Source organism: uncultured Flavobacterium sp., from assembly GCF_963975005.1.
Taxonomy (GTDB): domain Bacteria; phylum Bacteroidota; class Bacteroidia; order Flavobacteriales; family Flavobacteriaceae; genus Flavobacterium.
In genome coordinates this window covers 1-13,225 of sequence record NZ_CAXBFR010000077.1, presented here as the reverse complement: position 1 = coordinate 13,225, position 13,225 = coordinate 1, and the positions used below count along the sequence as shown (strand labels likewise).

11 protein-coding genes and 1 pseudogene are annotated in these 13,225 nt (G+C 31.0%); 9 read left to right on the top strand and 3 right to left on the bottom strand.

What is annotated here, in order from left to right:
* The coding region (locus tag AACZ53_RS09935; RefSeq protein ID WP_339837772.1) for an aminopeptidase P family protein at window positions 1-1,073 on the bottom strand (1,073 nt) is incomplete at its 3' end.
* A gap of 118 nt (window positions 1,074-1,191) precedes the next feature.
* On the opposite strand from AACZ53_RS09935, the gene AACZ53_RS09930 reads away from it, so the two are divergent.
* The 9 genes from AACZ53_RS09930 (at window position 1,192) to AACZ53_RS09890 (ending at window position 11,179) form a co-directional block, all read left to right on the top strand.
* Window positions 1,192-3,969, top strand: coding sequence for a glycosyl hydrolase (locus tag AACZ53_RS09930; RefSeq protein ID WP_339837770.1), 2,778 nt, complete (start codon window positions 1,192-1,194; stop codon window positions 3,967-3,969).
* Window position 3,970: 1 nt separating this feature from the next.
* Window positions 3,971-4,747 carry a ChaN family lipoprotein gene (locus AACZ53_RS09925; RefSeq protein WP_339837767.1) on the top strand — a complete coding sequence of 259 codons (777 nt, stop codon included), beginning with the start codon at window positions 3,971-3,973 and terminating at the stop codon, window positions 4,745-4,747.
* Between the two features lie 25 nt (window positions 4,748-4,772).
* Window positions 4,773-5,639, top strand: coding sequence for a hypothetical protein (locus AACZ53_RS09920; RefSeq protein ID WP_339837763.1), 867 nt, complete (start codon window positions 4,773-4,775; stop codon window positions 5,637-5,639).
* Window positions 5,640-5,645: 6 nt separating this feature from the next.
* A complete protein-coding gene (locus AACZ53_RS09915; RefSeq protein ID WP_339837760.1) occupies window positions 5,646-6,059 on the top strand; it encodes a hypothetical protein in 414 nt (137 codons plus the stop codon).
* 129 nt (window positions 6,060-6,188) lie between these two features.
* Window positions 6,189-7,034, top strand: a complete 846-nt coding sequence (locus AACZ53_RS09910) for a succinate dehydrogenase cytochrome b subunit (RefSeq protein WP_339837758.1) — start codon at window positions 6,189-6,191, stop codon at window positions 7,032-7,034.
* Between the two features lie 17 nt (window positions 7,035-7,051).
* A complete protein-coding gene (locus AACZ53_RS09905) occupies window positions 7,052-9,061 on the top strand; it encodes a fumarate reductase/succinate dehydrogenase flavoprotein subunit (protein WP_339837755.1) in 2,010 nt (669 codons plus the stop codon).
* A gap of 6 nt (window positions 9,062-9,067) precedes the next feature.
* Window positions 9,068-9,826 (top strand): succinate dehydrogenase/fumarate reductase iron-sulfur subunit, encoded by a 759-nt coding sequence (locus tag AACZ53_RS09900; protein WP_026716638.1) that lies wholly within the window; start codon window positions 9,068-9,070, stop codon window positions 9,824-9,826.
* A 129-nt stretch (window positions 9,827-9,955) separates the two neighbouring features.
* Entirely contained in the window at window positions 9,956-10,411 is a 456-nt protein-coding gene (locus tag AACZ53_RS09895) for a hypothetical protein (RefSeq protein WP_339837749.1), read from the top strand.
* The gene (locus AACZ53_RS09890) at window positions 10,412-11,179 is read left to right on the top strand and encodes an amidohydrolase (protein ID WP_339837746.1); all 768 of its coding nucleotides are present in this window, start codon (window positions 10,412-10,414) and stop codon (window positions 11,177-11,179) included.
* On the opposite strand, the gene AACZ53_RS09885 is transcribed toward AACZ53_RS09890, so the two are convergent.
* Together AACZ53_RS09885 and AACZ53_RS09880 are read right to left on the bottom strand one after the other, a co-directional pair.
* Entirely contained in the window at window positions 11,180-12,793 is a 1,614-nt protein-coding gene (locus AACZ53_RS09885; protein WP_339837744.1) for an Ig-like domain-containing protein, read from the bottom strand. It abuts the gene before it with no gap.
* Between the two features lie 70 nt (window positions 12,794-12,863).
* Window positions 12,864-13,225: pseudogene (locus AACZ53_RS09880) on the bottom strand (ComF family protein); the annotation flags it as partial.

Here is a 13,225-nt window from a genome sequence, read left to right as displayed (position 1 = left end):
CTTGTTCCTTGCATGAAATATTTTTTATAAGCTGGCCAATCCGGATTTTCATTTTGAACATCAGCTTTGTCTAATAAACCTAAATCTAATAATTCAGAAGTCATTAATTTACCAACTTCCACATGATAATCTTTCCATAAAGTTCCTGGAACTAATAGTTTTGTCGCTTCATTTTTCACTCTTAAAACGGCATTGTAAACTGCAGCTTGTCTTTCAGTATATTTTCCAGAAACAGGAATTGTTCTACTCATGTCACTAGAGTAATTTGCGTATTCTGCACCAACATCTAACAAAATTAAATCACCAGCATTGCATTGTTGGTTGTTTTCAATATAATGTAAAACATTAGCATTGTTTCCAGAAGCAATAATTGGAGTGTAAGCAAAACCTTTTGAACGATTTCTTAAAAATTCGTGTGAAAATTCAGCTTCAATTTCATATTCCATTAGGTTTGGTTTCACGAAATTTAAAATTCTTCGGAATCCTTTTTCCGTAATATCACAAGCTTGTTGAATCAAATCTAATTCTTCACTTTCCTTAACAGAACGAATGCGTTGCATAATTGGATTCGATTTTTCCACTTTATGAGCTGGATAATTCTCTTTCCATTTTTTAATGAATCTTGCTTCACGAGTTTCAGTTTCAATAGTGGCTCTATAATGTTCATTCGTGTTGATGTACATCGTATCAGCATAAGTCATTAATTCTTTTAAAGTCTTATCAAAATCTTGCAACCAAATCACATTTTTGATTCCAGTAACTTCATTAGCACGTTCTTTGGTTAGTTTTTCACCTTCCCAAACGGCAATATGATCGTTCGTTTCTTTTAAAAATAAAATTTCACGTTGATTTTCATAAGGAGCGTCAGGAAAAAGTACCAAAATACTTTCTTCTTGATCTGCACCGGTTAAATAAAATATATCTCTATGTTGAGCAAAAGGTAAAGTAGAATCAGCCGAAACTGGATAAATGTCGTTTGAATTAAAAACGGCTATTCCGTTAGTCTTCATTTGTGAAGTGAACTTTTTACGGTTTTTTATGAATAAATCGCGGTCTATTTGATGGTATTTCATGTCTTAAGTTTTAATGTGCATCAAATTTAAAAAGATAAAATCCAAATCTTGTTAAAACCAATAAAAATTTTCAATTATCTTTAGAATATTACTTACTTTTAGGTCAAATTTTATAAAAATGAAGAAAATACTATTCCTATTCCTATTTATTCAAAGTTTCTCTTTTGCGCAAACTAATTTATTTGAAGAAGTAAAATTCAAAAGCATTGGTCCAACAATTATGAGTGGAAGAATTGTTGATTTAGCAGTAAATCCAGACAATCCAACTGAATTTTATGCTGCTTATGCTTCAGGTGGATTATGGTACACCAATAATAACGGGACTAGTTTTACTCCAGTTATGGACAATGCTCCAACACAAAATTGTGGTTCAGTTACAGTAGATTGGAAATCAGGAAGCATTTGGGTTGGAACAGGTGAAGTTAATGCTTCTCGTTCTTCTTATTCAGGAATTGGAATTTTAAAATCTTCAGATAAAGGAAAAACATGGGAAAATATAGGATTGCCAGAAAGTCATCACATTAGTAGAATTTGTGTAAATCCAAAAAATTTAAATGAAATTACAGTTGGTGTAGTAGGTCATTTATATTCAAAAAATCAAGAAAGAGGCATTTATAAAACACTTGATGGTGGAAAAACATGGAAAAAAACTCTTTTCATAAATGATGCTACAGGAATAATTGATATTGTGGTTAGTCCAACAAATTTCAATATTCAATATGCTGCTGCTTGGCAAAAAGACAGAAAAGCTTGGGATTTTACTGGAAATGGTTCAGGTTCTGGAATTTATAAAAGTACAGATGCAGGAAATTCATGGAGTTTGATTTCAACAGGATTAAGTGGTTTTCCAAACAATGAAGGTGTCGGAAGAATTGGTTTAGCTCTTTTTAATGAAAATGTAATTTATGCTGTTTTAGATAATCAAAATAAAAGACCAGTTGCAGCGAAAAGCAAAGGTAGTTTACCAACGATGATGAGTTCTCCAGGAGAAAATTTTTCTAATATTTCTAACAAAGAACTGAATAATGCTCTTAAATCGGCTGGTTTACGTGAAAAATATAGAGCTGAAAACATCAAGAATTTTGTTGAAAATTCAAAATTAGAACCAAAAGAAGCTTTTAAGGTTTTACAAGATGCCAATAAAGCTCTTTTTGAAACTGAAGTTATAGGTTGTGAAGTTTATAAATCTACAAATGGTGGAAAGACTTGGATAAAAATGAATCAAAAGTTTATTGATGATTTCTATTACACTTACGGATATTATTTTGCTAATATTAGTGTTGATGCAAATGATGAAAACCGAATTTATATTGGAGCTGTTCCATTATTATTCTCAAAAGATGGTGGAAAAACATTTGAAGTGATTAGTAAAGAAAACGTTCACGCAGATCATCACGTGACTTGGGTTAATCCAAAAAATCCAAATCATATCATAAACGGAAATGATGGCGGTGTAAATATTTCATACGATAATGGAGCACATTGGATAAAATGCAACAATCAAGCCGTCGGACAATTTTATGCTGTTCAAGTGGATAATGATGAAAACTATAATGTTTATGGTGGGTTACAAGACAATGGAGTTTGGTTTGGTCCAAATAATTATTCACATGATGTTTCTTGGCATCAAGAAGGCAAATATCCATATCAAGGAATTATGGGTGGTGACGGAATGCAAGTTCAGGTGGATAACCGAAATTCAAACATAGTTTATACTGGTTTTCAATTTGGAAATTATTATAGAATTGACAGAAAAACAGATAAATCAGAACCAATTACACCAAAATCAGCAAAAGACGAAAAGCCACTAAGATTCAATTGGCAAACACCTGTTTTATTGTCTTCTCATAATCAAGATATTGTTTATTTTGGCTCTAATTTCTTGCATCGTTCAATGAATCAAGGGAAAGATTGGGAAAAAATTTCAGACGATCTAACCAAAGGTTTTAAAGAAGGAAACGTAGCTTATGGAACAATTACAACGATTTCAGAAAGCCCTTTTCAGTTCGGTTTATTATATGTTGGTTCAGATGATGGGTTAATTCATGTTTCAAAAGATGGTGGAAACTCATGGATTCCTTTGTCTATTTCTGTGCAAACGGAAGTCTCTCAAGATTTATGGGTTTCACGAATTGTAGCTTCTCAACATAAAAAAGAGAGAGTTTATGTAACATTAAATGGCTATAGAAATGATGATTTTACCAGTTATGTTTATGTTTCGGAAGATTTTGGAACAACTTGGACAAATATTTCAAAGGGATTAACCAATGCAGTAAACGTAATAATAGAAGATTCTGAAAAAGAAAACATTTTGTATGTTGGAACAGATAATGGATTGTTTATTTCAATGGACAAAGGATCAACATGGCAAGATTTCTCTTCTGAATTACCAAATGTTGCAGTTCACGATTTAAAAATTCAAGCTAAAGCTAAAGATTTAATAGTAGGAACTCATGGACGTTCAATTTATAAGGTCAATTTAGAAAAAGTTCAAGCTTTGACAGATGAAGTTCTAACTAAAAATCTTCATTTGTTTGCAGTAGATAAAATTCAAAAATCAAGACGTTGGGGAAATTCTTGGAGTTCTTGGTCGGAAGCTTTTGAACCTAAAGCTGAAATTTGGATTTATTCAAATGAAGAAAAAGAAAGTGTTTTGAACGTTATAAACAATAAAAAAGTAAATGTTTATTCAGAAAAAATTAAACTTAAAAAAGGATTAAATAAAATTGAATATACTTTATCAGTTGATGCAAAAACAGCTCAAAAAATCACCAAAAAAGATAAAAAAATAGAAATCAAACCAGCTAAAAATGAAAAGTTATATTTGCCTCTTGGGAATTACACAATTTCAGTTGAAAACGAATCAACAACTTTAGAAATCTTTGAATCAAAATAACATGAAGAAATTAATAGTACTACTTATTGCATTCGTTTCCTTTTTTGCATCTTCTTTAAAAAATGACGTGGTGCTTTTTGGTGAATATCATAATAATTCAGTCGCGCATTGGTTGCAACTTGAACTTACAAAAGATTTAGCTGAAAAAACAGATTTAGTTTTAGGAGCAGAAATGCTGGAAGCTGATAATCAAAAGCAAATAAATCAATATTTAAAGAATGAAATTACGCAAAAAGGGTTAGACACTTTAGCTCGATTATGGAATAACTATAAAACCGATTATAAGCCTTTAGTTGATTTTGCCAAAGAGAAAAAATTCGACTTTATAGCAACAAATGTTCCAAGAAGATATGCTAGTTTGGTTTTTAAAAAAGACTTAGTCGCTTTAGACTCACTTTCTACTGAAGAAAAATCATGGATTGCACCTTTACCCATTGCATTTGATGTCAACTTACCTGGTTATCAAGCTATGATGGGAATGCAAGGTGGTCATGCTGGAGATAAAATGCCAAAAGCTCAAGCTATAAAAGATGCAACAATGGCTTATTTTATCAATAAAAACAGAAAAGAAAACAGCGTTTTCATTCATTTTAATGGAACTTATCATTCAGATAATTTTGAAGGAATCAATTGGTACTTAAAGAAATACAATGCAGAAACTAAAATTATAACCATTGCAACGGTTGAACAAAAAGATATTTCAAAATTAGAAAAAGAATATTACAATAAAGCCGACTTTATTCTCGTTATAGATGAAGATGTAACAAAAACTTATTAGATTCGTATTAATCTATATTTGTATTATGAGAGTAAAACTATTTCTTTTCGGTTTTTTAATAGCGTTGAGTTTTTTCTCATGCCAAAAGGACGATATTTCTACTGAGCCTAATTTAATTATCAAATTCAAATTTGATGAGAGTCAAGTGCGATTAAATAATATTGGTGAACCTGCAATAATTCCAGTTGGTAATGCTGCTCAAACACCAATTTTCAATTCTATTTCTGCACACTATTTTGAATTAGCGCCAAATGCTTTTACTCAATTAGGTCAAGGAACTATATTGTATCATGCGCCAGAAACAATGACTGGTGGCTCTTCTGCCATTGATTTTGACCAATCTAAAATTGTTGGAGAAGATGAAGTGTTTTTATCAATCCCCTTAAGTCAAGTTACACAAGGTAGTTATGAATGGGTAAGAGTGTCTTTGTCTTATCAAAATTTTGATGTTTCTATCCGAAATGCAGGCAATGATTACACTGGAACTTTTGCCAGTTTTGTTGGATTTAATACTTATATAAATAGCCATAGTATTGGCACAAATTTATTTCCAGTAAACGGAAATCGTGCTCAAGGTTATTGGGCTTTTGCTTTAAATGATTTTCCATTTGCTACTTCAGGTCAAGCACCAGTTGGAGCAACAACTGTTCCAAACCCATTAGCAGCTACATCTCCAATTCCTGCTGGTTCATGCGTGGTTACAGGCAAATTTGCCAATAATTTAGTTATAAATGGGAATGAAACAAATGATATAGTTGTAACTCTTTCGCTCTCAATCAATAATAGCATCGAATGGACAGAAGTAAATGCTGATGGAAAATATGAACCTTCTGCGGGAGAGAATATCGTTGATATGGGTTTAAGAGGTTTAATTCCTAACCACAACAAATAAATGTAAATGAAGTCAATTGTAAAATTATTGTTGCTTTTTATTATTTCTACTTCCTGTTTTGGTCAAAAACCAAACAAAAGTCTTTATATCATGTCGTTTTCTAACGAAATAAGTACTTTTCAAAAACCAATAATTGATTTTAAGAAATTTGATTTTAAGACTAATTCAGTTGATTTACAAATTTATAACCCAATAATCGGGCTGTTTGAAAATTATCACTATATAGCTGAAAATCAATTTGAAAGATCTGATAAAATGATTTTAAATTACTCAAGAAATCAATTTTTAAATTGGAATTCTACTCCTATCTTAAATTTACTAACAAGCAGACCTACTGATTCATTTAATCCTTATGGAGTTTCAAATTTAGGTGAAGCCTTTGCTCTTGGTGTAATTAACACACTATTACATAAAAACTAATTTAATCTTCAACATTAGTTAAACTCATTTTAAATTGAGTATAAATAAGTCCGAAAAGGTTGTAGTTAATTTTTTTTAGTCTTATTTTTGTTTGATATTTTAAATAAATCTACACAATCAAATAAAATTATGGCAAAATCTGCACTTTTAAAGTCATCTATTGCAAAGAAATACTGGATGGCTCTTACGGGTTTATTTTTATGCTTGTTTTTGACAGGTCACTTAGCAGGAAATCTTCAATTATTGATTCCTGATAATGCATCAGCGTTTAATCAATACGCTTTGTTTATGACTACAAATCCAGCTGTAAAAGTATTATCTTACTTGACTTACATTTCAATTATTTTCCATGCAATTGATGGAATAATGTTGGCAATTCAAAACAAAAAAGCTAGGCCAATTGCTTATGCAAAAAACAATCCTTCTGGGAATAGTAGTTTTGCTTCAAGAAATATGGCAGTTTTAGGAACTGTTATTTTAATTTTTATTGTAACACACATGGTTACATTTTGGGCAAAAATGCATTTTGATAAAAATATGCCTTTGCAAACCTTATCTGTAACTGATGAAGCTTCTGGAATGAAACAAGATTTTTACATTACAACTAGTTCTGGACAAGATAAATTTTTACCAGTAAACCAAGTAGATGGAAAAAATTTAGTGATTGAAGGAAATAAAATTTTTATTGTAAAGCCAATCAAAGTTGAATTTGCAGAAGGATATAAAGATTTGTATAAAATTACTTTAGACTTTTTTAGAGATGCAAAGTATGGTTTAATATACACGTTACTTTATGTATTAGCTATGCTGGCTTTAGGTTTTCACTTATGGCATGGTTTTGCAAGTGCATTTCAATCTTTAGGATTAAATAATCCAAAATTTAATGCAGGAATAAAATTCTTCGGAAGAGCATTTTCGGTCTTAGTACCATTGTTATTTGCTATTATTCCTTTATATATTCATTTTACTAAATAATCAACATCAAATATATTATGAAGTTAGATTCTAAAATACCACAAGGTCCTTTATCAGACAAATGGACCGATTATAAAGATCATTTAAAATTAGTTGCACCAAATAATAGACCGAAAATTGATATTATTGTAGTTGGAACTGGTTTAGCTGGAGCTTCTGCTGCTGCTTCTCTAGGGGAAATGGGTTATAATGTTAAAGCATTTTGTTTTCAAGATTCTCCACGTCGTGCTCACTCAATTGCAGCACAAGGTGGAATTAATGCAGCCAAAAATTACCAAAATGACGGTGATAGTATCTACCGTTTATTTTATGATACAATTAAGGGAGGAGATTATCGCTCTCGTGAGGCAAACGTTCATCGTTTAGCCGAAGTTTCTGGAAATATCATTGACCAATGTGTTTCTCAAGGTGTTCCTTTTGCACGTGAATATGGAGGAATGTTAGATAACCGTTCGTTTGGTGGTGTTCAAGTACAACGTACTTTTTACGCTGCTGGTCAAACAGGACAACAATTATTATTAGGAGCTTATTCTGCTCTATCAAGACAAATCGGTTTAGGACGTGTTAAAATGTTCAGTAGACACGAAATGCTTGATTTAGTTAAAGTAGATGGAAAAGCTCGTGGAATTATAGCCCGTAACTTAGTTACAGGTGAATTAGAAAGACATTCTGCTCACGCAGTTGTAATTGCTTCTGGTGGATATGGAAATGTATATTTCTTGTCAACTAACGCAATGGGAAGTAACGTGACAGCTTCATGGAAAGTTCACAAACAAGGAGCTGCTTTTGCAAACCCATGTTTTGTGCAAATTCACCCAACTTGTATTCCTGTTCATGGAACAAATCAAGCAAAATTAACCCTAATGTCAGAGTCATTACGTAACTCTGGTAGAATTTGGGTTCCAAAGAAAAAAGAAGATGCTGAAGCAGTTAGAAATGGAAGTTTAAAACCGACACAAATTGCTCAAGAAGATAGAGATTATTATTTGGAAAGAAGATATCCTGCATTTGGGAATCTAGTTCCTAGAGATGTTGCTTCCCGTGCAGCAAAAGAAGTTTGTGATGATGGACTTGGAATTGAAGCAAACGACACCAATGAAGGTGTTTATTTAGATTTCTCTTCAGAAATTAAAAGTAAAGGTAAAGAAGTTGCTTATGCACAAGGGAATCATGACCCTAATGAAGAAGAAACTATCAAGTTAGGTAAGCAATGGATTGAAGAAAAATACGGTAATTTATTCGCAATGTATGAAAAAATCACTGACGAAAATCCATATGAAACTCCAATGAAAATTTATCCAGCAGTTCATTACACAATGGGCGGTGTTTGGGTTGATTATAACTTACAATCTACAATTCCTGGATGTTTTGTAGCTGGTGAAGCTAATTTCTCAGACCATGGAGCAAACAGATTAGGTGCTTCTGCTTTAATGCAAGGTTTAGCTGATGGTTATTTTGTATTGCCTTATACGGTTTCAAATTATTTAGCAGATGATATTAGAACCGGTAAAATTTCTACTGATTCTCCTGAATTCGCTCAAGCAGAAAGTAATGTGAAAGCAACAATTGATAAGTTCTTAAATAATAACGGTACAAAATCTGTTGATCACTTCCATAAACGTTTAGGTTTAGTAATGTGGAATAAAGTAGGTATGGCTCGTAATGAAAAAGGACTAAAAGAAGCTATTGAAGAAATTGGACAAATTCGTGATGAATTTTACAAAGATGTTTACGTTCCTGGAACTTCAGAAGAATTAAATCCTGAATTAGAAAAAGCACTTCGTGTAGCTGATTTCTTAGAGCTAGGACAATTAATGGCTATGGATGCCTTACAAAGAAATGAATCTTGTGGAGGTCACTTTAGAAACGAATATCAAGATGCTGAAGGAGAAACACTTAGAGATGATGAGAAATTTTCTTTTGTAAGTGCATGGGAGTATAAAGATCAAGATACTACTAAAGCCGAACTTCATAAAGAAGAATTAAAATACGAGTTCATTAAAATTGCCGCTAGAAATTATAAATAAAATACTATGAGTGCAGCTAAAAATATAAATATAACTTTAAAAATCTGGCGTCAAAAAAATGCTGATTCAAAAGGTAACATCGAAACATATAAATTAGATAATGTTTCAACAGCTAGTTCGTTTTTGGAAATGTTAGACCAATTAAATGAACAATTAATTAACGAAAGAAAAGAACCTGTAGCATTTGATCACGACTGTCGTGAAGGAATTTGCGGAATGTGTTCGCTTTACATCAATGGTAGAGCACACGGTCCAGAGACAGGAACAACTACTTGTCAATTACACATGAGAAAATTCAATGACGGTGATACTATCTTTATTGAGCCGTGGAGAAGTAAAGCTTTTCCAGTTGTAAAAGATTTAGTTGTTGATAGAAGTGCTTTCGATAGAATTCAACAAGCAGGAGGATTCGTTTCTGTAAATACTTCAGGAAACACTATTGATGCCAACTCAATTCCAATTCCAAAAGATGATGCAGATAAAGCTTTTATGGCAGCAGCTTGTATTGGTTGTGGTGCTTGTGTAGCAAGTTGTAAAAACGGTTCAGCAATGTTATTTGTTGGAGCAAAAGTTTCACAATATGCTTTATTACCTCAAGGTAAAGTTGAAGCAACACAACGTGTTCAAAACATGGTTCGTCAAATGGATGAAGAAGGTTTTGGAAATTGTACAAATACTGGAGCTTGTGAAGTAGAATGTCCAAAAGGGATTTCTTTAGAGAACATTGCTCGTATGAACAGAGAATATTTAAAATCTAGTTTCTAAAAAAATAGACTTTAGTAAATATAAAAACGCATTCGTAACTGGATGCGTTTTTTTTGTATTTTTATAAAGAAAAAATGGTTTAAAAACAAAAGAGATCTTGGGTAAAGATTATATTTTAAAAACTTTATAATGATGAGAAGTGTATTTATATTATGTTTTCTTTTGTTTTCTATTAATTGCTTTACTCAAGCGAAAGTTTTAAATTTAAGTAGATCCAATACTGAAAGGACTATTCAAATAAAAGAGCATAAACGAATCAAAATTCAAACCTTTGAGGGCAAAACTTTTTATGGTCGATTTACAGTAATTGATAGTGCTAGTTTAATGATTAAACAGAATTTAATTTTATTAAAAGATATTAAAAAAGTTAGACAAAAATCACTTTTTAGTGCAATTGCCAACCCTTTTTTTATAATTTATGGTTCAGCTATACTTGTAAGTGGTGTTCTAGTTATAGGAACAGGTGGTTTTGGTGTTGTAATTGGAGGTGTTTTAGTTATTACAAGTATTCCTATGATATTAATTCCAGCAATAGTAAACAATCACGATTCTGGAAAATGGAATTATTCAATACAAATAAAATAAATGAAAATAGCATTATTTCAAACCAATTTAGTTTGGGAAAACCCTAAATCAAACAGAACATTTATAGAAGAATATTTTATGAGTGAAGATGATGAATTTGATTTATTTGTACTTCCTGAAATGTTTACAACTGGTTTTACAATGAATCCAGAAAATGTTGCTGAGACAATGCAAGGAGAAACCATTTCTTGGATGAAATCATTAGCTTTAAAGAAAAATTGTGCTGTATGCGGAAGTTTAGTTGTTTCGGAAAACAATAGTTTTTACAACCGATTTATTTTCGTTCATCCAAACGGAAAAATTGACTTTTATAACAAAAGGCATTTGTTTTCATTAGCAGGGGAACATCAAAAATACGCAAAAGGAACAAAAAAAGTAATCATTGATTATAAAGATTGGAAAATTTGTCCTCAAGTTTGTTATGATTTGCGTTTTCCTGCATTTTCTCGTAATCATGAAAATTATGATCTATTACTTTATGTTGCCAATTGGCCAAAACCTAGAACAAATGCTTGGGATATTTTGTTAAAAGCCCGAGCAATAGAAAACTTATGTTATGTTATAGGAGTTAACCGAATTGGATTTGATGAAAATAACCACGAATACATTGGTCATTCACAAGTGTTAGACGAATTGGGAAATCAAATTCTCGATACTGAAGACAACCTAGGTGTTTTTATAGTTGAATTAGATAAAAACAAAATGCTAGAAACCCGAAATAAATTGAATTTTCTAAGTGACAAAGATCAATTGGAGATTAAAATGTAATTAATTTTCTAAATCAAAATCTTGATTAATATCCCAATTGGCTCGAACATCAATTTCTTTTGGAAAATAGATGATTTGCTCTGCTTGTTTTTTGGCTAAAAAATTACCTGTATCCCATTCATTATTTGCATTGTCATCATAAATAATGCGAATTGTATAAAGCATTGGATCAATTAAATCAAAAGTAAGGGTTGTTTCTTTAGTTGATGTTTTAGAAGCTAAAACTTTTCCTTTACCGTCTAATAATTCTAAAATTAACGGAAAACGATTTATATTTTTTAGATTAACGCTTAAATTTCCATAATCTGCATATGTTCTTGTGCTAAATCTTTGTATTAAAGTGTCATTCGATTTGCCATAAAAATCAGTAATTGCATCAGGTAAAAGTTCCAAAGCATATTTTTCATTTTCTTCTTTTTTGAACTCAAAGACAAGCTCTTGCTCAAATTCTAGATATTTTGTAGTGAAATCAAGTGCAACAGAATCTTTGTTGATTAATTTCATTTTTAATTTGTCAAAACTTGTTAATGGAGTACTAGACTTTAAAGCATAATCCTCAGTAAATCTAATAGTTCCATTTTGTTTTGAAGTAAGCGTTAAGGTGTCTGTTTCTTTTAATTCTTTATATTTTGAAACAAATGATTTTGAATAATTGTCGTTTTCAACAAAAAATTCTATAGAATCAGATTCTATTTTTGGTACAAATAATTGTAAAGAATCTTTTCCAACAACTGGAAATTTTGTCAATTTAACAGCAACATTTTTTAAGCCATTTTTTGCAGTTACTTTCAGGTTTTTAGTGTTTCCACTATAAGCCATAAAATATTTATTTGTACTTTGTTGTATGGGTTTTTCAGCTTTAAAAGCTTCAATTTCTTTAAACAATTCTAATTGATAAGCAATTTCGCTTGGTGTTTTTATAGGCTCTTCTAAGAACCCGATTTTATCCGATTTTGGATCAAATTTATTGTTGCCATTTTTGTCTTTCATAGCTACTAAATAATAAGAACCTTCTTTTAAATTTTCTAAAGCAAAGACTTTTAAACTATCTAAAGTGTTTGTTACATATAATGGAGCTTCTTTATAAACAGTTGAGTCTTTAAAAGTCTTAGCATCATACAACATTACTGACACAAAATTGTCTGGTTTTTGGTTATAGGTATCTTTAATCTTTCCAACTACTGTTAATGAATCAATGTAAGAACCTGTTGAAAACACATATTTAAATTGCGAATAAGGATTTCCTTCATTATTATCTGTAATACTTTGACCAAAATTAAAACTATATGTAGTGTTTTCTTGCAAAGTATCTTTGATATTTATCGAAATAAATTTGCTGGCACTTCCTTGAGGGACAATAATTGGTGCTGTCTTCATGGGTGGAGAAATAATCAATTGCTTTGTAATGTCTTTAACTTTTATTAATTCGTTAAAAACAATTTTTATTTCTTTTCCTGTAAAGTTTGTATTGTAATTTTCTGGAGAACTTCCAGTAATTTTTGGAGCAATTGTATCTTTCAATCCACCTGAAATAGTTCCTCTTTTAGCACAGCCAGTTATGGTTAATAGTAGACTAAAAACAATAAATAGGAGTATAAAATATATTTTTCGCATATCATCTTAAAATTCAACCACAAAATAACAACTATATTTAAAGGTTACATACTTTTTTTAGAAATTTTTATCATTGTGTGTAAGCAATAGCCAACAAACTGATTTTAGAGTCTGGGATTTCTAACAAGACTTTTGCACAAGCTTCAATAGTTGCTCCGCTAGTAATAACGTCATCAATTAGTAGGTAGTGTTTGCCAATATGATGGTCTTTTGGCTTAATTTCAAAGTTATTTGACAACATTTCTGCTCTTTTGATTTTAGATTTTTTAGTCTGAGTTTTGGTGTGTTTAATTCTAAATAATACTTCGTTTTCAATTGGAATTTGAAGTTCTTTTGACAAAGCTTCACAAAAAGTAGTCACTTGATTATAACCTCTTTCTTGTAGTCTTTTTTTATGAATTGGTGTTGGAATAATGTAATCAACTTTAGGAA

What these genes read in the sequence shown, in the direction of transcription:
- AACZ53_RS09930 (WP_339837770.1), top strand. Translation starts at nt 1,192, where the DNA reads ATGAAGAAAATACTATTCCTATTCCTATTTATTCAAAGTTTCTCTTTT.
- AACZ53_RS09925 (WP_339837767.1), top strand. Translation starts at nt 3,971, where the DNA reads ATGAAGAAATTAATAGTACTACTTATTGCATTCGTTTCCTTTTTTGCA.
- AACZ53_RS09920 (WP_339837763.1), top strand. Translation starts at nt 4,773, where the DNA reads ATGAGAGTAAAACTATTTCTTTTCGGTTTTTTAATAGCGTTGAGTTTT.
- AACZ53_RS09915 (WP_339837760.1), top strand. Translation starts at nt 5,646, where the DNA reads ATGAAGTCAATTGTAAAATTATTGTTGCTTTTTATTATTTCTACTTCC.
- AACZ53_RS09910 (WP_339837758.1), top strand. Translation starts at nt 6,189, where the DNA reads ATGGCAAAATCTGCACTTTTAAAGTCATCTATTGCAAAGAAATACTGG.
- AACZ53_RS09905 (WP_339837755.1), top strand. Translation starts at nt 7,052, where the DNA reads ATGAAGTTAGATTCTAAAATACCACAAGGTCCTTTATCAGACAAATGG.
- AACZ53_RS09900 (WP_026716638.1), top strand. Translation starts at nt 9,068, where the DNA reads ATGAGTGCAGCTAAAAATATAAATATAACTTTAAAAATCTGGCGTCAA.
- AACZ53_RS09895 (WP_339837749.1), top strand. Translation starts at nt 9,956, where the DNA reads ATGATGAGAAGTGTATTTATATTATGTTTTCTTTTGTTTTCTATTAAT.
- AACZ53_RS09890 (WP_339837746.1), top strand. Translation starts at nt 10,412, where the DNA reads ATGAAAATAGCATTATTTCAAACCAATTTAGTTTGGGAAAACCCTAAA.
- AACZ53_RS09885 (WP_339837744.1), bottom strand. Translation starts at nt 12,793, where the DNA reads ATGCGAAAAATATATTTTATACTCCTATTTATTGTTTTTAGTCTACTA.